Annotated in this window: 21 protein-coding genes and 1 tRNA gene; 11 read left to right on the top strand and 11 right to left on the bottom strand. The window is 72.7% G+C overall.

What is annotated here, in order from left to right:
* Positions 1–18: 18 nt before the first annotated feature.
* Both MT994_RS02665 and MT994_RS02660 read right to left on the bottom strand, forming a co-directional pair.
* Entirely contained in the window at positions 19–1,395 is a 1,377-nt protein-coding gene (locus MT994_RS02665; protein WP_086150261.1) for a permease prefix domain 1-containing protein, read from the bottom strand.
* A complete protein-coding gene (locus MT994_RS02660) occupies positions 1,395–1,769 on the bottom strand; it encodes a helix-turn-helix transcriptional regulator (RefSeq protein WP_354805005.1) in 375 nt (124 codons plus the stop codon). Before MT994_RS02660 ends, MT994_RS02665 begins: the two co-directional genes overlap by 1 nt.
* Positions 1,770–1,859: 90 nt before the next feature.
* Between MT994_RS02660 and MT994_RS02655 the strand changes: the two genes are divergently transcribed.
* Positions 1,860–2,309, top strand: a complete 450-nt coding sequence (locus MT994_RS02655; protein ID WP_354805004.1) for a DUF6389 family protein — start codon at positions 1,860–1,862, stop codon at positions 2,307–2,309.
* Positions 2,310–2,432: 123 nt separating this feature from the next.
* Here MT994_RS02655 and MT994_RS02650 read toward each other — a convergent pair.
* Positions 2,433–2,516 (bottom strand) — tRNA-Leu (locus MT994_RS02650).
* A gap of 400 nt (positions 2,517–2,916) precedes the next feature.
* Between MT994_RS02650 and MT994_RS02645 the strand changes: the two genes are divergently transcribed.
* From MT994_RS02645 to pknB, 7 genes are all read left to right on the top strand, one after another.
* Complete coding sequence (locus MT994_RS02645) at positions 2,917–3,624, top strand: DUF3662 and FHA domain-containing protein (RefSeq protein WP_021480387.1); 708 nt, start codon at positions 2,917–2,919, stop codon at positions 3,622–3,624.
* A gap of 10 nt (positions 3,625–3,634) precedes the next feature.
* Positions 3,635–4,138, top strand: coding sequence for an FHA domain-containing protein (locus tag MT994_RS02640; protein WP_034652653.1), 504 nt, complete (start codon positions 3,635–3,637; stop codon positions 4,136–4,138).
* Between the two features lie 6 nt (positions 4,139–4,144).
* On the top strand, positions 4,145–5,575 hold the full coding sequence (locus tag MT994_RS02635) for a Stp1/IreP family PP2C-type Ser/Thr phosphatase (RefSeq protein ID WP_137281369.1): 1,431 nt from the start codon (positions 4,145–4,147) through the stop codon (positions 5,573–5,575).
* Complete coding sequence (locus MT994_RS02630) at positions 5,575–7,215, top strand: FtsW/RodA/SpoVE family cell cycle protein (RefSeq protein ID WP_137281368.1); 1,641 nt, start codon at positions 5,575–5,577, stop codon at positions 7,213–7,215. The genes MT994_RS02635 and MT994_RS02630 overlap by 1 nt, the downstream gene beginning before the upstream one ends.
* The gene (locus MT994_RS02625) at positions 7,212–8,678 is read left to right on the top strand and encodes a penicillin-binding protein 2 (RefSeq protein WP_085386958.1); all 1,467 of its coding nucleotides are present in this window, start codon (positions 7,212–7,214) and stop codon (positions 8,676–8,678) included. Before MT994_RS02630 ends, MT994_RS02625 begins: the two co-directional genes overlap by 4 nt.
* Positions 8,675–10,345: a serine/threonine-protein kinase gene (locus MT994_RS02620; protein ID WP_222123619.1), complete on the top strand. Its 1,671-nt coding sequence runs from the start codon at positions 8,675–8,677 to the stop codon at positions 10,343–10,345. The genes MT994_RS02625 and MT994_RS02620 overlap by 4 nt, the downstream gene beginning before the upstream one ends.
* Positions 10,346–10,455: 110 nt before the next feature.
* Positions 10,456–12,528: a Stk1 family PASTA domain-containing Ser/Thr kinase gene (gene pknB / locus MT994_RS02615; protein WP_354805002.1), complete on the top strand. Its 2,073-nt coding sequence runs from the start codon at positions 10,456–10,458 to the stop codon at positions 12,526–12,528.
* Positions 12,529–12,644: 116 nt separating this feature from the next.
* On the opposite strand, the gene MT994_RS02610 is transcribed toward pknB, so the two are convergent.
* Genes MT994_RS02610 through MT994_RS02595 form a run of 4 tightly spaced genes read right to left on the bottom strand, consistent with a single transcriptional unit; the run spans position 12,645 to position 15,071 of the window.
* The gene (locus tag MT994_RS02610) at positions 12,645–13,304 is read right to left on the bottom strand and encodes an aminodeoxychorismate/anthranilate synthase component II (RefSeq protein ID WP_354805001.1); all 660 of its coding nucleotides are present in this window, start codon (positions 13,302–13,304) and stop codon (positions 12,645–12,647) included.
* Positions 13,301–13,495 (bottom strand): hypothetical protein, encoded by a 195-nt coding sequence (locus MT994_RS02605; protein ID WP_034650515.1) that lies wholly within the window; start codon positions 13,493–13,495, stop codon positions 13,301–13,303. The genes MT994_RS02610 and MT994_RS02605 overlap by 4 nt, the downstream gene beginning before the upstream one ends.
* Positions 13,495–14,274, bottom strand: coding sequence for a class E sortase (locus MT994_RS02600; protein WP_086150133.1), 780 nt, complete (start codon positions 14,272–14,274; stop codon positions 13,495–13,497). The genes MT994_RS02605 and MT994_RS02600 overlap by 1 nt, the downstream gene beginning before the upstream one ends.
* Entirely contained in the window at positions 14,271–15,071 is an 801-nt protein-coding gene (locus tag MT994_RS02595) for a DUF881 domain-containing protein (RefSeq protein WP_251177172.1), read from the bottom strand. The genes MT994_RS02600 and MT994_RS02595 overlap by 4 nt, the downstream gene beginning before the upstream one ends.
* Before the next feature lie 321 nt (positions 15,072–15,392).
* On the opposite strand from MT994_RS02595, the gene MT994_RS02590 reads away from it, so the two are divergent.
* On the top strand, positions 15,393–15,644 hold the full coding sequence (locus tag MT994_RS02590; protein WP_021483485.1) for a cell division protein CrgA: 252 nt from the start codon (positions 15,393–15,395) through the stop codon (positions 15,642–15,644).
* Positions 15,645–15,749: 105 nt separating this feature from the next.
* Here MT994_RS02590 and MT994_RS02585 read toward each other — a convergent pair whose 3' ends face one another.
* Together MT994_RS02585 and MT994_RS02580 are read right to left on the bottom strand one after the other, a co-directional pair.
* Complete coding sequence (locus MT994_RS02585; RefSeq protein ID WP_228485151.1) at positions 15,750–16,559, bottom strand: rhomboid family intramembrane serine protease; 810 nt, start codon at positions 16,557–16,559, stop codon at positions 15,750–15,752.
* A 107-nt stretch (positions 16,560–16,666) separates the two neighbouring features.
* Complete coding sequence (locus tag MT994_RS02580) at positions 16,667–17,206, bottom strand: peptidylprolyl isomerase (RefSeq protein ID WP_021483785.1); 540 nt, start codon at positions 17,204–17,206, stop codon at positions 16,667–16,669.
* A gap of 140 nt (positions 17,207–17,346) precedes the next feature.
* Here MT994_RS02580 and MT994_RS02575 point away from each other — a divergent pair, with 140 nt between their 5' ends.
* Positions 17,347–18,513, top strand: a complete 1,167-nt coding sequence (locus MT994_RS02575) for a YtxH domain-containing protein (protein ID WP_194521578.1) — start codon at positions 17,347–17,349, stop codon at positions 18,511–18,513.
* 286 nt (positions 18,514–18,799) lie between these two features.
* On the opposite strand, the gene MT994_RS02570 is transcribed toward MT994_RS02575, so the two are convergent.
* Positions 18,800–19,192 carry a very short patch repair endonuclease gene (locus MT994_RS02570; RefSeq protein ID WP_354804997.1) on the bottom strand — a complete coding sequence of 131 codons (393 nt, stop codon included), beginning with the start codon at positions 19,190–19,192 and terminating at the stop codon, positions 18,800–18,802.
* Between the two features lie 210 nt (positions 19,193–19,402).
* On the opposite strand from MT994_RS02570, the gene MT994_RS02565 reads away from it, so the two are divergent.
* A complete protein-coding gene (locus MT994_RS02565) occupies positions 19,403–20,236 on the top strand; it encodes an HNH endonuclease signature motif containing protein (protein WP_354804995.1) in 834 nt (277 codons plus the stop codon).
* On the opposite strand, the gene MT994_RS02560 is transcribed toward MT994_RS02565, so the two are convergent.
* The gene (locus tag MT994_RS02560) at positions 20,237–21,697 is read right to left on the bottom strand and encodes a DNA cytosine methyltransferase (protein WP_354804994.1); all 1,461 of its coding nucleotides are present in this window, start codon (positions 21,695–21,697) and stop codon (positions 20,237–20,239) included. It lies immediately after the preceding gene.
* Positions 21,698–21,760: the final 63 nt, after the last annotated feature.

The following is a 21,760-nucleotide window of genomic DNA, read 5'->3' as shown; positions in this document are numbered from 1 at the left end:
ACGGCCGACCGCCGTCGGTCAGACGAAGCCGAACACGGGCGGGAACACGAGGGCGACGACCGCCGCCCACGCCGCGTAGACGGGGAGGAAGCGCGTCTGCCACGCGACGAGGTCGGCGAACGGCCGGCGCCCGCGGAGGAACGCCGTCGCGAGCACGGCCGACCACGCGAGGTGGACGAGCAGCAGGAGGTTGAGCCCGAGCGCCGCCGCCTTGTTGGGGCTCACGCCGAACTCGGCGATGCGCGTGAGCATCGCGGTGAGCGCGACGGCGTCGACGGCGAGCGCCGCGCCGACGAGGACCACCAGGAGCCCGTCGAAGAACGACCCGGGCGCGAGCGGGTCGCGCGCGGAGACGGAGTAGAGGAGCAGGCACAGGACGAGCACGAGGATCGCGTCCATGAGGATGAGCAGCTCACGGTCCACGGCCGCGAGGTTCCCCGCGGTCGCGAGGACGACGAACGCGGCGAGGAGCATGACGAGCGTCAGGGGCGTGAACACGCGCGTGAGCACGGGCGCGATGTTCTCGACGACGTTCTGCTTGGCCTCGACGAGCCAGGCGGCCACGATGAGCGCCGCCGGGACGCACAGGGTGAGGATCCAGGTGTCGAGGTAGGGCTCGAGGTCGACGCCGGCGAGCGAGAAGACCCCGATCGTCAGGCCGAGCAGCACCCCGCCCCCGAGCGCGATGAGGGTGTAGTACACGGCGAGCTCGCCCGTGAACCGCACGAAGTCCATGCGACGCGCGTCCGAGCGCCACCGCCCGCCCACGTAGGCGAGCCCGACGACGGACCACAGCGTCACCGGGGCGGCGAGCGCCGCGAGGACGAACGTCGCGTCCGTGGGCGCGAACGGGTACACGTTGAGCACGACGCCCAGCACGACGAACGGCACGACGAGCGCGCCGACGACACGCAGCGTGACCTGGCGCTTCCACGCGAGGTAGGCCGTGAGGAACGGCAGCACGAGGAGCCCGACGTTGAGGCCGACCGTCTCCCAGGGCAGGAGCACGGTCGCGACCTTGACCGTGACGCCCACCGCGACGGCGAGCCCGAGCACGACCGCGAGCTCGCGCCACGAGCGGGTGCGGCCGGGCTGCTGGCCCACGAGGACGAGCTGCTTCCACAGGCGCTCGGAGTGCTCCTGCGCGAACTCGCGCGACAGGTCGTCGAGCGTGCCCATGCGCTTCACGGCGACGAGGAACGCCTCGTCGTCGTCGAGACCCGTCGCGCGCAGGTCCTCGACCCGCTCGCGCAGGTGGTCCTCCATCTCGTCGACGTCCGCGGCGGAGATCGCCTCCCGGCGCCGGACGTACCCGCGCCACTGGTCGATCTGCGCCTCGAGCGCGGCGTGCGGGCCGGGGCTCGCGGCGCCGGCCGGCGCGGTCGCGGCGCCCATCAGGCCCACCCCTCCGCGACACGCGGCGGGCCCTGCAGCCCGTCCTGGGCGGAGCGCCACACCTGCTGGAGCGCGTGCGCGACGACGTCCCACTGCGCCTGGCGCTCGACGAGCGCCTCCCGCCCCGCGGCCGTGATCGCGTAGTGCTTGCGACGCCGGCCGACGTCGGACGTGCCCCACGACGCCTCGACGAGCCCGAGGCGCTCCAGCCGGTGCAGCAGCGGGTAGAGCATGCCGTCGGTCCACTGCATCCGGCCGCCCGAGAGCTCGTCCACGCGCTTGAGGATCGCGTAGCCGTAGGACTCGCCGTCGGCGAGGATCCCGAGCACGAGCGGGGTGGCCGAGGCGGCCACGAGGTCCTTGTCGATACGCATAACGCTCCTATGCCTAGTTGTTCTAGGGGTTACGACCCTAGCAGATCTAGGGTTGGCCTCGGCGGCCTCTCCCGGCGCTACGGTGACGCGATGGACGCCGCGACCCACGCCCGCCTCGTGCGAGGCCACCTCGACGTCGCGACGCCGGAGGCCGTGCGCCGCCTGCGCGCCGTCGTCGACGCGCTCCCGGACCGCGCGGAGGAGATCGTCGTCACCGTCTTCCCCGACCAGGACGGCGAGGGCACGTTCGACGTCGTCGTGTCCTTCGACGGCCCCGACGCCGCCGTGCTCGACCGCGCGATCGCGCCGCACCGCACGCTGTTCGAGGTCGTGCACGGCGAGGACGGCCCCGTCCCCGACGTGCCGCTCGTCGCGCCCGGCCGCGAGCCGTACGACGCGCGCGACGTCGTCGTCGACACCGCCGCCGACTGGGTCGTGGACGTGTGGGACGCCGCGGCGCGCGGCAGGTCGCGCGTGCTGGGCGTGGTGGACGGGCACGACGGCCACGGCACCTCCGTGCCGCGCGCGCTCGCGCCGTGAGCGGGGGAGCCGGGCCACGCGTGGTCGCCGGGGGCGACCCCCGGAGGCGCCGCCGGGAGGAAGAGCAAGGGCCGGGAATGCGAAAGTCCCGGTCAGGGACGACCTGACCGGGACCTCGTCACGTGCGCGAGGGGGGAGTTGAACCCCCACGCCCTTTCGGGCACACGGACCTGAACCGTGCGCGTCTGCCTATTCCGCCACTCGCGCGTGCCGCAGAAGACTAGCACGGCGCGGGCGACCGACCGGCACCGCGCCGTCCTGCGTGACGCCCGCCACCCGGACGCACCGCGGCGTGGCCCCGTCGCCGACCACGACCTTCGTCGCCCTCGAGCACGTCGTCGCTCCCGGGAAGAGCGGCGAGACGACGGCAACCTCGTGCTCGGCGGGGGAGCGGACGCCCGACGTTCACACGCTCCACCACGAAAGCGCCACATCCGTCCGGTAATCGTCCGACGAAACGGGCCTGCTGGTCCGACGCGATCGATACGATCTAGGTAGTCTGCCCGGACGCGGGTGCGCGGGGGCCACCGGGGAAGGGCGCCGGCAGAGCAGACGAGATCCGCGCGGCGTGAGCCGCGGCACGAGCGAGCACGAGGGAGGAGGTGGCATGGGAGTCCTGGACCGCTTCGAGAAGGGCGTCGAGCGCGTCGTGAACAACGCGTTCGCGAAGGTCGGGCGCAGCGAGGTCAAGCCCGTCGAGCTCGCGAGCGCGCTGCGGCGCGAGGTCGACGACCGCGCCGCCGTCGTCGACCGCGAGCGCACGGTCGTGCCCAACGAGTTCACCATCGAGCTGTCGGTGGACGACTTCGGCCAGGTCGAGGGGTGGGGCGCGGAGACGCTCGCCGACGAGCTGGCCTCGAACGTCACCCAGTACGCCGCGTCGCAGCACTACGCGTTCGTCGGCCCCGTGAGCGTGAGCTTCGAGCAGAACGACACGCTCGACGTCGGCCGCTTCCAGCTCCGCTCGGCGAGCGTGCGCGGCAACGTCGCCCCCGCCACGACGGCGTCCCCGAGCACGCGCCACCCGCTCGTCGACATCGACGGGCAGCGCTACCTGCTCACCGGCCCGGTCACCGTGATCGGCCGCGGCTCGGAGGCCGACATCGTCGTCGACGACCCTGGCGTCTCGCGGCGCCACCTGGAGATCCGCGTGACCCCGGAGGGTGTGATCGCGACGGATCTCGGCTCCACGAACGGGCTGTTCGTCGAGGGGCACCAGGTGCCGGCCGCGACGCTGCTCGACGGGAACTCCCTGACGATCGGCCGGACCCGCATCATGTTCTGGACCGGCGCGTCCGACAACGAGGAGTGGTGATCCGGCCCGCATGACCGATCTCACGTTCACCCTGCTCCGGCTGGGCTACCTGGTGCTGCTCTGGGTGTTCGTGCTCTCCGCGATCGGGGTGCTGCGTCGGGACCTGTACGGCACGAAGATCACGCCGCGCCGCGGCAAGAAGGGCGGTCCGGCCCCGGCCGCCCGCCCGACGTCGGGCCCCACCCCCGCCGCCCCGGAGCCGTCGCGGCCCGCCGCGCCCGCGGGACCGTCGCGGCTCGTCGTCACCGCCGGCCCGCTGACCGGCACGACGATCCCGCTCACGACGTCGTCGATCCTCATCGGCCGCGCGCCGAGCTGCACGCTCGTCCTCGACGACGACTACTCGTCGTCGCGCCACGCCCGCATCTTCCCGCAGCACGGGTCCTGGTTCGTCGAGGACCTGGGCTCCACGAACGGCACCTACGTCGAGGACCAGCGGATCGCCCAGGTCACCCCCCTGGGCCCGGGGACGCGGGTGCGGATCGGTCAGTCCGTCGTCGAGCTGCAGAGGTAGCCCGCAGTGAACATCGCCCTGCGCTACGCCGCGCGCTCCGACGTCGGGCTCGTGCGCTCCAACAACCAGGACTCCGGCTACGCGGGCCCGCACCTGCTCGTCGTCGCGGACGGCATGGGCGGCCACGCGGGGGGCGACGTCGCGTCGTCCATCGCGATCGCCGCGCTCGCCCCGCTCGACGGCGAGTCGCACGGCCCGGACGACGCGCTGGCCGAGCTCGAGCGCTCGATCGACCACGCCCGCCAGGACCTCGTGGACCGCAGCGTGACCGACCCCGAGCTGGTCGGCATGGGTACCACCGTCACCGCGATCCTGCGCGCGGGCAACAAGCTCGCCATGGCGCACCTCGGCGACTCGCGCGCCTACCTGCTGCGCGACGGCGAGCTGAACCAGGTCACGACCGACCACACGTTCGTCCAGCACCTCGTCGACACGGGGCGCATCTCGGCGGACGAGGCGGAGACCCACCCCCAGCGCAACGTCGTCATGCGCGTGCTGGGTGACTTCGACATCGACCTCACGCCGGACATGTCCGTGCGCGAGGCGAAGCCGGGCGACCGCTGGCTCCTGTGCTCGGACGGCCTGTCCGGGTTCGTCAGCCAGGAGACCATCGCGCAGACGCTCGCCGACACGGACGACGTCGACGCGTGCGCCGACCACCTGCTCCAGCTCGCGCTGCGAGCGGGCAGCACGGACAACGTGACGGTCGTCGTCGCGGACGTCGTGGACGTCGACGCCCTGCCCGACGGCGGGGCCCCCGGCACGGGCGCGCAGGTCGTCGGGTCGGCGGCGATCGACCGCGACGCCCCGACGTCGGCCGCGGACGGCCCGGCGGCCCGCGCGGCCGCGCTCATGGCGAGCACGAAGGCGACCGCCCCGGCCGAGGACCCGGACGCCGACGCGGCGGACGAGGACGGCACGGAGGGTCGCACCATCGCCGAGGGCTCCGGCGACGACGAGGACGACGTGCGCCCGGGTCGCGCGCCCCGGCGCTGGGTCACCGTGGTCGCGATCCTGCTCGTGGTCGCGGGCCTGGGCGTCGCCGGCTGGGCGGGCTACCGCTGGACGCAGTCGCAGTACTACGTGGGCGTCGCCGACGGCCAGGTCGCGGTGTTCCGCGGCATCCCCGAGAACGCGGGCCCGGTCACGCTGTCGACCCCGATCGAGCTCACGGGGACGCGCGTCGACGACCTGCCGGGCTACGTCGTCGACCGCCTGGAGACCACGATCCCCGCGCAGTCGCTCGAGGACGCCCGCGCCCGCGCCGAGCGGCTGGTCGCCGAGGCCACGGAGGACACCACCGAGACCCCCGCGACCGACGGCTCGACCGAACCGCCCGCGGACGGGACCGTCGACGGCGCGACGACGGGGACGCCGGACGCCGACGCGCCGGACGTGACCCCCGCGCCCACCGACGGCGCCGGCTCGGGGGCCTGATGGCCACGGTGGAGACCACCGAGGTGCGCCCCGGCCGGGGCGCGGAGCTCGGTCTGCTCGTCCTCGCGCTCGCGCTGGGCATCGGGGCGTACGCGCTCGTGGGCCTGCAGCTCACGGGCGAGCTCCCGGGCCGCTTCTACGTGTACAGCATCGGCACGGTGGTGCTCGCGGGCGCCGCGCACGTGCTGCTGCGGTTCAAGGCGCCGTACGCGGACCCGGTGATCCTGCCGATCGCCGTCGCGCTCAACGGCATCGGCCTCGCCATGATCTTCCGCCTCGACCTGGGCTCTCAGGTCACGGGCGGCACCCAGGACCTCGCGCCGCGCCAGCTCCAGTGGACGGCGCTCGGCATCCTCTGCGCGTTCGCCCTCGTCTGGTTCCTGCGCGACCACCGGACCCTGCGCCGCTACACGTACACCGCGATGATCGCGGGCATCGTGCTCGTCGCGCTGCCGCTCGTCCCGGGCCTGGGCACCCGCATCAACGGCGCACAGATCTGGATCAACCTGTTCGGCTTCTCGCTCCAGCCGGCCGAGTTCGCCAAGGTCGCGTTCGCGATCTTCTTCGCGGGCTACCTCGTGACGAACCGCGACACGCTCGCGCTCGCCGGCCCCCGCGTGCTCGGACTCCAGCTCCCGCGCCTGCGCGACCTCGGGCCGATCATCATCGTCTGGCTCGTCTCGCTCGCGATCCTCGTGTTCGAGCGCGACCTCGGCACCTCGCTCCTGTTCTTCGGCCTGTTCGTCGCGATGCTCTACATCGCGACCGAGCGCGTGAGCTGGGTCGTCATCGGTCTGCTCCTCATCGCGGTCGGAGCGGTGCTCGCGGCGTCGACGTTCGGGCACGTGCAGGCGCGCGTCGACGTGTGGCTGCACCCGTTCGACCCCGAGATCTTCGGCCGCAGCCCGGGTGGCTCGGGCCAGCTCGTGGGCGGCCTGTTCTCGCTCGGCAACGGCGGCCTCTTCGGCACGGGGTGGGGCGCGGGCTACCCGCGCACTGTCCCGTACGCGTTCTCCGACTTCATCTACGCGTCGCTCGGCGAGGAGCTCGGCCTCACGGGCCTCATCGGCATCCTGCTCGCGTACCTCGTCCTCGTGGAGCGCGGCCTGCGCACCGCGATCGGCGTGCGCGACGGGTTCGGCAAGCTGCTCGCGGGCGGTCTCGCGTTCGTCATGGCGTGGCAGCTCTTCGTCGTGGTCGGCGGGATCACGCGGATCATCCCCCTCACGGGTCTCACGATGCCGTTCGTCGCCCAGGGCGGGTCGTCGCTCCTCGCGAACTGGCTCGTCGTCGGGCTGCTCCTGCGCATCTCGGACGACGCGCGGCGCCCCTCCTCCCTGCCCGTGCGCGGGCAGGTCGCGCCCGGCGGGGCGCGCAGCCGCACGGACTCCGACCCGGTCGCGGTCGTGGGCGGCGGCGCGGCCGTGGGCGCCCTGCCCGACGACGCCCCCACCACGGTCGGCGCGCCCGCCGTCCCCGGTCCGTCCACGGGCCCCGCGCGCGCGACGACGGGCGTCCAGCCCGCCGTCGGCCGCACCGGGGAGGTCCCCGACCACCCGGACGAGCTGCGGACCGAGGTCGTGCAGCGACCGGACGCGGGTGCCGAGACCGACCGTGACCCCTGGGGAGGAGCCCGGTGAACGTCCCCCTCCGTCGCGTCGCGACCGTCGTCCTCGTGATGTTCCTCGCGCTCATGGTGTCGACGACGTACATCCAGTTCGTCCAGGCCGACTCGCTCAACAACGACTCGCGCAACGCCCGCACGATCTACCGCGAGTACAACAAGTTCCGCGGCCCGATCGTCGTCGCGGGCGACGCCATCGCGTCCTCGACGCCGGTGGACGACGCGTTCGGCTTCCAGCGCCAGTACTCGAACGGCCCGCTCTACGCGCCCGTCTCCGGCTTCCTGTCGCTCACCAACGGGCGCACGGAGATCGAGGACAAGGAGAACGACTACCTCAACGGCGAGGCGAGCTCGCTGTGGCTCGACCGCCTGAGCGCGCTCTTCACGGGGCAGCAGCCGCAGGGCGCGTCCGTCGAGCTGACGATCGACCCGGCGGCCCAGCAGGCCGCGTGGGACGCGCTGGGTGACCAGCGCGGCGCCGTCGTCGCGATCGAGCCCAAGACGGGCCGCGTCCTCGCGCTCGTGTCGAAGCCGAGCTACGACCCGAACGAGCTCGCGACGCACGACACCGCCCTCGCGCGCCAGCGCTACCAGGAGCTGCTCAACGCCGAGGGCAACCCGATGTCGAACCGGGCCATCCGCGGCAACACGTACCCGCCGGGCTCGACGTTCAAGATCGTCACCTCCGCCGCGGCGCTCGAGAGCGGGCAGTACACGCCCGAGACCGTGATCCCGGCCCCGGACGAGCTGCCGTACCCCCAGTCGACGCAGACGATGAAGAACTTCGGCGGCACGCGCTGCTCGCCCACGGGCGAGATGACCCTCGCGGACGCGCTGCGCATCTCGTGCAACACCGCGTTCGGCGACCTCGCGATGACCCTGGGCGAGGACGCGATGCGCGACCAGGCCGAGGACTTCGGCTTCGACGCCTCGCTCGAGATCCCCATGGACGTCACGCCGAGCCGCTTCCCCGCCGAGGGCACGCCGGGCGCGGACGCCGCCGGGATCGCGCGCGCCGGCATCGGCCAGGGCGAGGTCAAGGTCACGCCGCTCCAGATGGCGATGGTCGCCGCCGCGATCGCGAACGACGGCGTGCAGATGGCCCCGTACACCGTCGAGACGATCCGCAACCCCGACCTCGACGTCGTCCGGCAGTCGGAACCGCGCCGTCTGCGCACCTCGGTCTCCCCGTCGACGGCCGAGCAGCTCACCCAGATGATGGTGGGCGTCGTGCAGAACGGCTCCGGGAAGTCCGCGCAGATCCCGGGCGTGCAGGTCGCGGGCAAGACGGGCACCGCCGAGACGGGCGGCGAGGCCGCGCCGCACGCGTGGTTCACGAGCTTCGCCCCGGCCGACGACCCGCAGGTCGCGGTCGCGGTCATCGTCGAGAACGGCGGCTCGATGGGCAACGAGGCGACGGGCGGCGCGATCGCCGCGCCGATCGCCCGCGCCGTCATGGAGGCGGTGTTGAACGGATGAAGCCGGTCCGGGGGCTGACGCTCGGCAACCGCTACCGCCTCGTGCGGCGCATCGCCGTCGGCGGCATGGGCGAGGTGTGGGTCGCGGCCGACGACGCGCTCGGCCGCGAGGTCGCGGTCAAGGTCCTGCGGAGCGAGTACGCCGGCAACGAGGACTTCCTCAACCGCCTGCGTACCGAGGCCCGCAACAGCGCGGCGCTCTCGCACCCCAACATCGCGCAGATGTACGACTACGGCGAGACCAACGGCTCCGGGTACCTCGTCATGGAGCTCGTCGTGGGCGAGCCCATGGCGGACCTGCTGGAGCGCGAGCCGGTGCTCCCGCCCGCGCGGCTCCTGCCGATCCTCGCGCAGACCGCCCGGGCGCTGCACGCCGCCCACCTGTCCGGCGTCGTGCACCGGGACGTCAAGCCCGGGAACATCCTCATCGACCGCTCCGGCACGGTGAAGATCACCGACTTCGGTGTCTCGCTCGCGGCCAACCAGGTCCCGATGACCGCGACGGGCATGGTCATGGGCACGGCCCAGTACCTCTCGCCCGAGCAGGCCGTCGGCCAGGCCGCCACCGGCGCCTCGGACATCTACGCGCTCGGCATCGTCGCGTACGAGTCCATCGCGGGGAACCGCCCGTTCACGGGGTCCACGCCGGTGGACATCGCGGTCGCGCACGTCAACGAGCCGGTGCCGCCGCTGCCCACGTCGGTCGACCCGGAGCTCGGCGAGCTCGTCATGGTCATGCTCGCCAAGGACCCGCTGGCGCGGCCCCACCCGGCCGACGCGCTCGCACGCGTCTTCGAGGGCATCGCCGCGCGCCTCGCGAGCGACCCCTGGTCCGCACGCACGGGGGCGCCCGCCCCCACGCGCCGCGCGCGCCGGGCCCGCACCACCGCCGACGACGTCCCCGCGCCCGAGCCGGACCCGGCACCCGTCATCACGCCGCTCGTCATCCCGGCCGCGGTGCGCGACCCGCACGCGCCCGACCCGGCGAACCCGTGGGTCGCCCCCGAGCCGCGTCGCGCCGCGCACGCCGCGCAGGCGGACGTGCCGCCGTCGGCCGCGACGCCCCCGGGGCCGCCCGACGACGACGCCACCCGCGTCCGCCCGCTCGGCCGGCACGGCGGGACGGTCCCGGAGACCGCCGAGCCCGTCCCGGCGCCGCCCGCACCGGACGACGCCGCGCCCGGCCCCGCCCTCCCGTGGGAGCGCCCCGTCCCCGCGGCCCCGGCGGACGACCCGGCCGCCCCGCGGTCGTACCCGCCGCGCCGCGAGATGCACGGTCCGACGCGCTCCTCACGACGGCCGCAGCCCACCCGCGCGGGCACGCGCCCGGCCGGCGCGCCCGGGGGCTCGACGCGCGCCGAGCCCGTCGCCCCGGCGACCCGCGCCGAGGCGCGACGTCAGTCGCAGTCGGCACCCGTGCCCTCGCGCTCCGCGGGGCGCCGCACGTCGACCACGACGGGCCGCCGCCTGGGAGGCCTGCCCAACGGTCTGACCTGGCCCCTCGTCGCCCTCCTGGGCCTCCTGCTCGTGCTGGTGATCGCGACGATCGCCACGCTCGGGGACCGGGACGGCGACGGCGGCGACGCCGCCCCCGTGCGGGGTGCAGAGACCTCCGTCGAGGTCGCCGTGCCCGACGCCGAGACGCTCCCCGGACGGGTGACATCGTGACGACATCGTGGTGTTCCCCGCGTGGCCGCAGGGTCGCGGGTGGGATGATTGCGCCAGCTGTGCCGTGGGCGGACGCGCCCACGGCTCCGACGACACCGAAGGACGAATGAGTGGTGGACAACGCTCCCCGAGTGCTTGCCGGGCGCTACCAGGTCGGTGAGCTCATCGGCCGTGGTGGCATGGCCGAGGTGCACATCGGGCACGACAACCGCCTCGGTCGTACCGTCGCGATCAAGATCCTGCGCTCCGACCTCGCGCGCGACCCGTCGTTCCTCGCGCGCTTCCGTCGCGAGGCGCAGGCGGCGGCCTCCCTGAACCACCCGGCCATCGTCGCGGTCTACGACACGGGCGAGGACGTGCACGAGGACGCCACCGGCAACGCGGTGCACGTCCCGTTCATCGTCATGGAGTACGTCGAGGGCCACACCGTGCGGGACATCCTGCGCGACGGTCAGGCCGTGCCCATCGACGAGGCGGTCGAGATCACGGCGGGCGTCCTCGCGGCGCTCGAGTACTCGCACCACGCCGGGATCGTCCACCGCGACATCAAGCCCGCCAACGTGATGATCACGCCGACGGGCGCGGTGAAGGTCATGGACTTCGGCATCGCCCGCGCGGTCGCCGACTCCGCGGCCACCATGACCCAGACGCAGGCCGTCATCGGCACCGCGCAGTACCTCTCCCCGGAGCAGGCGCGCGGCGAGACGGTCGACGCGCGCTCCGACCTGTACTCGACCGGCTGCCTGCTCTACGAGCTGCTCACGGGGCGCCCGCCGTTCATCGGCGACTCGCCCGTCGCGGTGGCCTACCAGCACGTGCGCGAGGCGCCCGCCACGCCGAGCGCGATCGCTCCCGACGTGCCCGAGGTGCTCGACCGCATCACGCTCAAGGCGCTCGCCAAGGACCGCACGGCGCGCTACTCGAGCGCCGCCGAGTTCCGCGCCGACCTGGAGAACGCCGCGCGCGGCGGGTCGATCACGGCCCCGGCGCTCGGGGTCGCGGCCGCCGCCGCCGGCCTCGGCGCCGCCGCCGCGGCCGCCGACCTCCAGCCGACGATGGTCGAGTCCGCGACGCAGGTCATGGCACCGGCCGCCGCGGCGGCGAACCCCTGGGCGACCAGCGCGGCGCCCGCCGTCCCGCCGGGGGAGCAGCCGCCTGGCGAGGACGACGAGCAGCCCAAGAGCCGCAAGGGCCTCATGTGGACGCTCATCGCGATCGGCGTGCTCGCGCTCGCCGCGATCATCACGATGATCGTCATCAACAGCCAGGGCGAGGACGAGCCGACGACCGGCACCGTCCCGACGCTGTCGGCGGGCGTCACGCCCGCGGAGGCCGAGCAGAGGATCACCGAGGCGGGCTTCGAGTACGCGCAGGCGATCGACCAGGAGTCCACGGAGCCCGAGGGCACGTTCACCCGGACCGACCCCGCCGGCGGCACCACCCAGGAACTGGGGGTGACCGTCACCGCCTTCTTCTCGGCCGGTCCCGACGCCGTCACCATCCAGGACCTCAAGGGCAAGACGCAGGAGGAGGCCCGGCAGTACCTCTCCGACGCCGGGCTCAACGTCGGCGACGTCAACACCGAGGACTCGCCGGACGTCCCGAAGGGCGCGGTGACGAAGACCGACCCCGGCGCCGGCCAGTCCGTGCCGGCGGGCTCGACGGTCAACCTGTTCGTGTCGAGCGGCCTCGTCGCGCTGCCGGACGTGACGGGCCAGCAGTTCGACGCCGCGAAGTCGACCGTCGAGGCGCTCGGCCTGAAGGTCGACCGCAGCGACGAGGAGTCCGACGAGCCGGAGAACCAGGTGCTCTCGCAGCAGCCCAACGCGGGCAGCGTCCCGCAGGGGTCGACCGTGACCCTCAAGGTCGCCATCCCGCGCGCGGCGGAGACGACGACGGTGCCGTCGAACCTCGTCGGGATGACCGAGGACCAGGCGAAGGACGCGCTCGGTGGTGCCGAGCTGAACGTCGGCACCCGTCAGACGCAGGAGTCCGACCAGTGGCCGGCCGGCGTCGTGATCGGGTCCGACCCGCGCGGCGGGGCAGAGGTCCCCGTCGGCACCCAGGTGTCGCTCATCGTCTCGACCGGTCCCGGACCGTCGAACGGTGGGAACAACGGGGGCGGGAACAACGGCGGCGGGAACGGGAACGGCGGGGGCAACGGCGGAGACGGCGAGGGCTGACCCACCGCCCCCGGGCCATCCACGACGACGGGCCCTCACCTCCACGGAGGTGAGGGCCCGTCGTCGTGCGGGGCGTCCGTGGGCGGCAGACCGGGGCCGGTGCCGCACGGTGCTCGCTACTGGCGCACGAGCGGGGCCATGCCCGCGGAGCGCTCGACGGCGCCCTCCAGTCCGCACGCCTCGAGCCAGTTCGCGAGCAGGCGGTGGCCGCCCTCGGTGAGCACGGACTCCGGGTGGAACTGGACGCCGTGCAGGGGCAGGTCCCTGTGCTGGAGGCCCATGATGACGCCCCCGGCGGTCGTCGCCGTCACCTCGAGCTCGGCGGGCACGGTGTCGCTCACGACGGCGAGCGAGTGGTACCGCGTCGCGGTGAACGGGAGGGGGAGGCCCGCGAGCACGCCCTCGCCCTCGTGCTCCACGAGGCTCGTCTTGCCGTGCATGAGCTCAGGCGCGTGCGTGACCGTCGCGCCGTACACCTCGGCGAGGGCCTGGTGGCCCAGGCACACGCCGAGCATCGGCGTGCGCGACGCGGCGCACGTGCGGATCACGTGCTCGCTCTGCCCGGCCTCCTTCGGCGTGCCGGGCCCGGGGGAGACGAGGACGCCGTCGAACACGGTGCCGTCGGCGTCGCGGAAGCGGCCGTCGGCGTCCGGCTCCGGCACCGCGTCGTTGCGCACGACGACGGTCTGCGCGCCCAGCTGGTCGAGGTAGCCGACGATCGTGTAGACGAACGAGTCGTAGTTGTCCACGACGAGGATGCGGGTCTGGTGGGTCATCGCGGGGCCTCCACGGACGCTGCGCCGGCGGCGTCGGTCTGGATGTTGGGGTCGTTGAACGGCATGTACTCGGACACGAGCGGGAACAGCCACTCGAAGCACGCGAGCACGACGGCGGCCGCGAGGACGAGCAGGATCAGCACCCGCAGCCACGCCGGGCCGGGCAGCACGCGCCACAGCGCCCCGTACATCACGAGCCTCCTTCGGCGGCGGGAGCGGTCTGGCCGACGAGCTCCGGCGGCGTGCCGTCCTCGACGGGCATCCAGTAGTCGAACTTCGCGTTGACGATGTACCGCGCGACGAGCGAGTTGAGGCCGATCGGGTGGCACGTCGTCAGCGTGAGGTACCGCTCGGTGGGCTCGACGCCGGGCTGCCACGGGACGGGCGCGATCGCCTCGACCTGGTCGGGCTTCACGGCCTGCATGTGGTCGACGCGGTAGACGTACCAGGTGCCGTCGGCCTCGACGACGATCGGGTCGCCGATCTCGAGCTCCTCGACGTCGTGGAAGATCTTGCCGTACGTCTGCCGGTGCCCGGCGAGGGAGAAGTTCCCGACGGCGCCCGGCATGACGGTCTCGGGGTAGTGCCCGGCCATCGCCTGGTCGAGGATCGACCGCTTGTCGGTGCCCTCCGCGATCGGCATCATCTTGCCGTCCCAGCGCGGCACGTAGAGCGTGCCCCACACCTCGCCGAGCGCGGGCGCGGCGGGGACGGGCGGGTCGTCGCGCAGGATCGTCGTGCCGACGTCCGCCGCGTCCGGGGTCGGTGCCTGGATCTCCTCGAGCACCTGCGCCTGGACGCGGTCCGCCTGGACGTCCGTCCACCAGAGCTGCCAGACGACGTACAGGCCGAGCAGGATCCCGAGCGTGATGAGCAGCTCGCCGAGCACCCCCACGACGGCGGACACCGGACCGCGACCCGAGCCGCGGTGCCCCGCGTGCCGGGCCGGTGCGGGGCTCGTCGCGGTCACGACGCCACCGCGTCGGACGGGCGCGCGTAGCGGAGCTCGAGCGCCCCCTGGTAGCCCGGCATCTCGATGTCGCTCTCGTCCTCGACGGACCAGCCGAGGTTCACCGCGTCGACGTACTCCTTGTACACCTGGACGCCCGGCGAGCGGTCGAGCGCGTCGCGCAGGGCCTCGGGGTCGCCCACGGCCTCGACGACGTAGGGCGGGGAGTACACGCGGCCGTGCAGCAGCAGGATGTTGCCCGCGCAGCGGAACGCCGACGTCGCCGTGACGCGCTGCCCCTGGAGCGTCATCGCCTCGGCACCGCCCGCCCACAGCGCGTTGACGACGGACTGGATGTCCTGCTGGTGCACGACGAGGTCGTCGGGGCGGATCCCCGCCGGGTAGCTGCCCTCGGGCGGCGCGTCGTCGAGCGTCACGGAGACGCCGGCACCCTGGACGGGCGTCGTCCCCGCGGCGACGGCGGTGCGCGCCGCGAGGTCGGGGTCGACGCCGGCGGGCGCGTCCCCGGTCTGCGACAGGCCCGCGACCTCCGCCGTCAGGGCGTCGACCTGCGTCGCGAGGTCGGCCACGCGGTCGGACTCGCGGTCCACGAGCTGCGCGAGGTTCTCCGGGTGCCGTGACTCGTCGCCGCGCGCGAGCCGCGCGTTCGCCGTGAACATGACCCCGGCGAGCGCGAGGACGAGCGCGACGGTCACGGCGGACCGGACGCGACGCGCGCGCGGCGTGCCGCCCGGGGCGGACGACGGCCCCTCGGCGGGGTCGTCCGGGCCCGTGGCGGCAGGGTCCGTGGTGCTCACGCGACCGTCTCCTTCCTGGGGCGGACGAGGTCGTCGACCGGGTCTGCGTCGTGCGTCGGCGTCGTGCTGAGGTCGTGCGGCACACACCTCGCGGCACGTCCTCCGCGCGCGGTGTCCGTGCCTATTGTGTGCGCCCACTACGCTAGTCGACGAACGTCGTCCACGATCGTGACGGACCTGTGCTCCGGCAGAGCCTCGCGGCGCGTCGACGACCTTCGCCCGACCCATGCACGGTTCCTGCACGACGACGGCAGGCGTCCGCTCCCGCGGCGCGTCCCGGCGCCGGCGCAGCGAGCCCCACCAGGACAGGAGCCCACCCTCGTGCCCGAGTCGAAGTCGCGCAAGAAGCCCAAGCCGCAGCGTCCGCCGAGCGTGCCGAAGCCCGAGACGGGCAACCCGCGCTGGCTCGTGCCCACGATGCTCGGGCTCATGCTCGTCGGGCTCGCGTGGATCGTGCTGTTCTACCTCAGCGGTCCGAAGCAGCTCCCCGTCCCGCCGCTCGGCGCGTGGAACCTGGGGGTCGGCTTCGCCTTCATCATCGCGGGCTTCGCGCTCACGACGCGCTGGAAGTAGCCGCGTGCCGGGCGGGGCCTGGGCCCCGCCCGGCACGTCGGGCCTCACACCGGTGTAGTTCCACACCTGTGAGTAACCCTGGGGATAACTTCTGTGACCGCCTCGTCAGGCGAGGTGGCCGAACTGGTCCGCGGCGGCGTAGGTGAGCCAGGAGGCGGCGACCAGCGCCACCACGACGACGACCGTCGCCCCCACGGACACGAGGGTGCGACGCTCGCGCGGCGCGTAGGCGTAGGCGGCGCCGAGCGCGAGCCCCACCACGAGACCGCCCAGGTGCGCCTGCCACGCGATGCCGGGGAAGAACAGCCCGATCGCGAAGTTGATGCCGATGAGCACGACGATCTGCATCGCGTTGCGGCCCGTCCGGCGCAGGACGAGCAGGATCGCCCCGAAGAGGCCGAACACCGCTCCCGAGGCGCCGACGACGGGCTGGTACCAGGCCTCCGACGTCGGGCCCCCCGCGAGGAGCAGGTAGCCGACGGAGCCGCCGAGCGCGGAGAGCAGGTAGAGCGCCGTGAAGCGCAGCCGGCCGAGCTGCTGCTCGAGGAACGGGCCCGTGATCCACAGGGCGTACATGTTGAAGAGGATGTGGACGGGGCTCGTCGAGTGCAGGAACGCCGCCGTGAGGAAGCGGTAGGGCTGCAGCTCGCCGACCCAGGGTGCGAACGCGAGCATGTTCGTCCACGTACCGCCCGTGACGAGCTGGAGGAGCCAGCTCACGACGCACAGGCCGATGATCGTGAACGTCACGACGGGCGGCCCGCCGCGCACCTTCCCGCCCAGCGCGGTGCGCTGCGTCGGCGCCTGGCGGGCGGCGTCGCGCACGCAGTCGACGCACTGGACGCCGACCGCGGCCGGTCGCTGGCACTCGGGGCACGCCGGGCGCCCGCACCGCTGGCAGCGCACGTACGACACGCGGTCGGGGTGCCGCGGGCACACCGGCGGGACGGCGGGACCGTCGTGCGGTCCGGCCGTCCCGTACGCCGGCGGGCCGGGTGGCCCGGGAGGTGTCGCCGAGATGGTCAGTCCTCGATGGTGACGGACGTGATGACGATGTCCTCCTGCGGGCGGTCGCCCGGACGCGTGGGCGTCGCGTTGATCGCGTCGACGACGGCACGGGACTCGTCGTCCGCGACCTCGCCGAAGATCGTGTGCTTGCCGTTGAGCCACGGCGTGGGGACCGTCGAGATGAAGAACTGGGACCCGTTGGTGCCCTCGGCCTCGCCCGTCACCGGGTTGCGGCGCACGCCCGCGTTCGCCATCGCCAGCAGGTACGGGCGGTCGAACTGGAGCTCGGGGTGGATCTCGTCGTTGAACGTGTAGCCGGGGCCGCCGGTGCCGGTCCCGAGCGGGCAGCCGCCCTGGATCATGAAGTCCTGGATCACGCGGTGGAAGATCAGGCCGTCGTAGAAGGGCTCGGTGCGCTCGGCGCCGGTGCGGGGGTCGGACCACGTCGTGGTGCCCTGGGCGAGCCCGACGAAGTTCGCCACCGTCTTCGGGGCGTGGTTCGGCAGGAGCTCGATCCGGATGTCACCTGCGGTCGTGTGGAGGGTTGCGAACATGGGCACCATCTTCCCACGAGACCCGCGCCCGACCCGTCCGGGGCGATGTCTCGCGGCGTGGCCGGGGTGGTGGCAGAGTGGGCGGAAACGCATCGCATCCGCACATTCGTCCCGTCGGACGACGACCCCGGGGAGCACGCATGACCCGTACTCGCTCAGCGAGCGACTCCGTCAAGGACACGCTCGAGTCGATCGACACCGAGAAGCTGAAGGAACAGGCCGCGCAGGCCGCCGCGACCGCGCAGAGCGCCGCGACCCAGCTCGCGGACCAGGCCAAGGACGCCGCGGTGCACGCCAAGGAGTGGGGCACGCCCAAGGTGGAGGCGTTCCTCGAGTGGCTCCAGCCGCGCGTCGAGAAGGCGTGGCAGGACAGCATCCAGGCCGCCGCGCCGCGCGTCGAGAAGGCCGCGACCAAGGCCGCGCCCGCGATCGACACGGCGCACGACCGCCTCGTGGAGGACGTGCTGCCGAAGATCGTCGCGAGCTTCAACGCCGCCGCCGCCAGCGCGGCAGACTCCGCCCAGCGCGCCGCGGACAACGCGGCCGAGGCGACCGCCGCCGCCACGGCCGCGGCAGCCGCCGCGTCGGGCAAGAAGGCGCGCAAGCTCGCGAAGCAGGCCAAGAAGGCGACGGCGGAGGCCGCGAAGCAGGCGCAGAAGTCCGCGGGCAAGGCCGGCAAGAAGGCCGCCAAGCACGCCGACAAGACCGCGGAGAAGGCGGCCGCCAAGCTCGCCGCGGCCGCGGACAAGGCGGCGGCCAAGGCCGCCGAGGCGGACTCCTCGAAGGGCAAGGGCCGCACGCTCTGGTGGATCGCCGGTGGCGTGACCGCCGCGGGCGTCGGCTACGTGCTCTACCGCCGCGCGCAGCCCACGACCGACCCCTGGGCCGAGCCGTGGGAGCAGGAGCAGCAGCAGGTCCACTTCGACGACGTCGTCGGTGACGCCAAGCACGCCGTCGGGGACGCCGCCGAGTCGATCGGCGAGGCTGCGGGCGCCGCCGTCGCGAAGGGCCGCGAGGCCACGGACAAGCTGGCCGAGCGTGCTGCCGAGGTCCGCGACGACGTCACCGACCGCGTCACCGAGGCCGTCTCGGACGCGAAGGACGCGGCGAAGAAGGCGACGAGCCGGGCCCGCAGCACCACCCGTGGCGGCGCTGCCGGCGCGAAGGACGCGGTGAAGGACACGGCGGAGGACGTCAAGGACGCCGCGGCGGACGCCAAGGACGACCTGGGCGACGCCGGCAAGAAGGCGCGCGAGGCCGCCGAGTCCGCGGCCGAGGACGCCGCGAAGAAGGCCGACGACGCCTGACGCTCCACCCGCCGTCCTCGGGCGGTGGCAGACGACGAGGGGCCCGTCCCAGCAGGGACGGGCCCCTCGTCGTCCCCAGGGGCGGACACCTCACGAGCGCGCCGACGCCTAGGCCGGACGCACGAAGACCCCGTCCGCGGCCGGACGGGGTCGCGCTCAGGCGGACTGGAGCCGATTTCCGACCGCCGTCGCACGCCCCAACCCCGCTGCCAGTGCGGGCTTGACGCTCCTTGTGAACGCACGTACCGGAAGAGCCCGGTGGCGAACCGGGCGAAGGAAGCGGTGCTCACTGGTGAGCACGCTTCGACGAACGTTGACTGACGACCGCCTCGACGCGGTCGCTCGCAGCATGGGGTGGCTCGTGCTCCCACACGCGCACCACCGCCCAACCGAGCTCACTGAGGAGGCGGTCGGTGTCGCGGTCGCGCGCTTGGTTGGCGGCGAACTTTGTCTTCCACCAGTCGCCGTTCGACCGCGGCATCATGCCGTGCTCGGGACAGCCGTGCCAGAAGCAGCCGTCGACGAAGACGGCGACCTTGGCTCGTGTGAAGGCGACATCGATGGTCCGCCTCCGCTGACCTGGGACCGGGTATGCGACGCGGTACCGCATCCCGCGTGCGTGTAGCTCGCGGCGCAGCGCGACTTCGGGGGCCGTGTCGCGTCGCTTGGCGACGCTCATTCGCCTCGAGACTACGACGGACGAGGAACCCGGGTGTGCAGGGACGTGTTGCGGGACGGGCCGCTCGGAGGTCACGACACCATCGTGCCGTCTCGACGCGAGGCGCCGAGGCGATGAAGAGTGCCCGCATCCCCCGTCCGAAGTCACACCGCGGCGAGCAAGCGGCGAGGGGCCGAACGGGGGGCCTCATGAGCCTGCTTGGATGGCGGCATGACAGCAGATCGGGTCAAGAAGGACGAGTATCCCAGGATCATCGCCGACTACCTGGGCATCTTGCCGATCGAGGGGGCGGGCGGTCCATGGATGTCCAGACAAGGCACTGTCATGAAGGAGTGGCTCGAAGCGGTTGGTGAGGCCATCGACGTGCCCTACCAGGGCGAGAAGGTCCGCACGATGGCAGCCCTCGTCGAGCGAGTCCGCGGCAGGTGGGATTCCTCGACGATGTCGTCGAAAGAGACGAGGAGCGGCGGGGGAGGGAACATCACAGAAAGGGCGTTCATCGCGCTGCTCGAAGGGCTTGAGGCAGACGTGCCAGCGTCCATGGCTGCAAGAGCGCGCGAACTCCAGCATTCCGTGTCCCGCGGACAGAGCGCGCACGGTCAGGGCCCGGCGCACGTCAAATCGGGTCGTCCGTTCGATGCAACGACGCCAGACCGACACGACGATGACCGAGCGATCCGAGCCCTCCTCATCCGCAAGGGGCAGCCACAGTTCCGAGCTCACCTTCTGGTTACCTACGAAGGGCGCTGCGCCGTCACTGCATGTGGGGTGGGCGAGGTCCTGGAGGCCGCGCATGTCGTGCCTTATCGGCTGGGTGGCACGTACGCCACCAGCAACGGCCTCCTGCTCCGCGCTGACTTGCACACGCTCTTCGACACCGGACTCCTCGCCTTTGACGACGACCGGCGGGTCGTCCTTCATCCGCGGCTTTCAGACAGCGAGTACCAGCCACTAGTTGGGGTCCAGGTTCGAGAGCCCGTCGATCCGAGCGATCGTGTCCCGACGGAGGCGCTGATCGCGCATAGGAAGCGCGTGGGTCTCTAGCTAGGCGGACGCTGCCAGCCGCCTCGACTCCGCGAACTTCGCGCGACCGCGGGCAACGACCGCATCGAGGCGGTCGTCCGGCGTCTTCGGTGCGTCATCGACAAGTGCCTTCAACAGCGCCGCTCCACGTTCGGTGGACCGCAGAATCCGAGCGTCGTTCTCCGCGTGCGCTCTCAGCACGTTCCACACAGCTCCGATGTTCACGCCGTTCCCGAGCTGCTTGTACGTCGCGGCCGCGGGCTGCGGTCCGAAGTCGAAGTTGTACGGGAAGCCCTGGAGGCGCGCGGCCTCGCGCGTTGAGAGACGGCGGCGAAGAGGTCCGATGATCGACGTCTGTGTGATTGCGACGAGCGCCGGCACGTGAGTCGGCCGCTTCGCCCGGATCCCCGACGGGCGGAACTGCAGCACGCAGTCCCACAGCGAGGCCGTCTGCTGGGCCTGCCACTCAAGTTTGCGGCGCGACGCCGGGAACGAAGCTAGGTCGTGACGGGAGGCCCACTTGTCGAGCTGTGCCTTGTACCGCGTGTAGAACTCAGCGTTCTTCAGGAGGAAGGTCTTCTTCCAACTCGGCACCTCGTCCCAAGTGTCGGGCACGTCGACGGCACGGTACGGAGACCGGCCACCGACCATCCAGACTGCGAGGTCCTCGGACTCGACCCAGTGGTCGGCCCAGATCGGGAACCCAGGGAGCGTGGCCAGCTTGCCGTCTGACTGTGCCTTCCGCACCTCGGTCCACATCGTGGTGACGAAGTCGTCCCACGCGTCGATCCACGAGACTTCGGGCGCCGACAGCTCCGTCCCGGGAACGTCGCGAGTCAGGTCGACAGGCAGGTCGTGGAGCAGGTCCCATTCCTCCTTGCCGCGCTGCGTCACGTTGGGGAGGGCAGGGAGCGCCTCGACGCCGTCAAGGATGCCGTCCGGGTCGTAGGTGGCGGTGATGAACACGCGCTCGCGTACCTGGGGGCGCCCGCCGCGTTCGAGCGGTAGCAGGTGGGGGGAGAAGACCGTAGGCGTGTGAGAGACGCGGTAACCCTCATCGCGCAGGGTTTGGATGATCAGCTCCCACTCATGCCTGTGGCGCGGCCCGGCGAGGTTCCTGACGTTCTCCAGGAGGACGACGGTCGGGTGGTGTGCCTCAATGATCTTGAGGATGTTCCAGAAGAGCGTGCCTCGGGTCTCTTCCATGCCGCGCTGGGCGCCCGACTTGGAGAACGGCTGGCACGGGAAGCCGGCGGCCAGAAGGTCGTGCGCCGGGACGTTCATCACGCCGTCGTTGGCGTCCTTGGTGATGTCTCCGAGAGGCGAGTGACCCCAGTTGCGCTCGTAGACCTTGGCAGCCGCCTCGTCGATCTCGACGGAGTAGACACACTCGCCCCCGAACGCTTCGAGCGCGGCCGCGAAACCACCGATGCCCGCGAACAGGTCGATATATCGGAAAGGGGCACCGCTCGTCGTCGCCACCTGATCGCCTCCAGTCGCAGCACGTGTTCGAACATACGTTCGAACAACTGTACGCTATCGGAC

The sequence above is a fragment of the Cellulosimicrobium sp. MI9406 genome (genome assembly GCF_040595865.1).
In the GTDB taxonomy this organism is placed as follows: Bacteria; Actinomycetota; Actinomycetes; order Actinomycetales; family Cellulomonadaceae; genus Cellulosimicrobium; species Cellulosimicrobium funkei.
The sequence above is the reverse complement of the archived record's forward strand: the minus strand, read 5'-3'. Positions and strand labels throughout refer to the sequence as shown.

Coding starts and splice junctions, on each gene's coding strand:
- MT994_RS02665 (WP_086150261.1), bottom strand. CDS start 1,395: ATGGGCGCCGCGACCGCGCCGGCCGGCGCCGCGAGCCCCGGCCCGCAC.
- MT994_RS02660 (WP_354805005.1), bottom strand. CDS start 1,769: ATGCGTATCGACAAGGACCTCGTGGCCGCCTCGGCCACCCCGCTCGTG.
- MT994_RS02655 (WP_354805004.1), top strand. CDS start 1,860: ATGGACGCCGCGACCCACGCCCGCCTCGTGCGAGGCCACCTCGACGTC.
- MT994_RS02645 (WP_021480387.1), top strand. CDS start 2,917: ATGGGAGTCCTGGACCGCTTCGAGAAGGGCGTCGAGCGCGTCGTGAAC.
- MT994_RS02640 (WP_034652653.1), top strand. CDS start 3,635: ATGACCGATCTCACGTTCACCCTGCTCCGGCTGGGCTACCTGGTGCTG.
- MT994_RS02630 (WP_137281368.1), top strand. CDS start 5,575: ATGGCCACGGTGGAGACCACCGAGGTGCGCCCCGGCCGGGGCGCGGAG.
- MT994_RS02620 (WP_222123619.1), top strand. CDS start 8,675: ATGAAGCCGGTCCGGGGGCTGACGCTCGGCAACCGCTACCGCCTCGTG.
- MT994_RS02610 (WP_354805001.1), bottom strand. CDS start 13,304: ATGACCCACCAGACCCGCATCCTCGTCGTGGACAACTACGACTCGTTC.
- MT994_RS02605 (WP_034650515.1), bottom strand. CDS start 13,495: ATGTACGGGGCGCTGTGGCGCGTGCTGCCCGGCCCGGCGTGGCTGCGG.
- MT994_RS02580 (WP_021483785.1), bottom strand. CDS start 17,206: ATGTTCGCAACCCTCCACACGACCGCAGGTGACATCCGGATCGAGCTC.
- MT994_RS02575 (WP_194521578.1), top strand. CDS start 17,347: ATGACCCGTACTCGCTCAGCGAGCGACTCCGTCAAGGACACGCTCGAG.
- MT994_RS02570 (WP_354804997.1), bottom strand. CDS start 19,192: ATGAGCGTCGCCAAGCGACGCGACACGGCCCCCGAAGTCGCGCTGCGC.
- MT994_RS02565 (WP_354804995.1), top strand. CDS start 19,403: ATGACAGCAGATCGGGTCAAGAAGGACGAGTATCCCAGGATCATCGCC.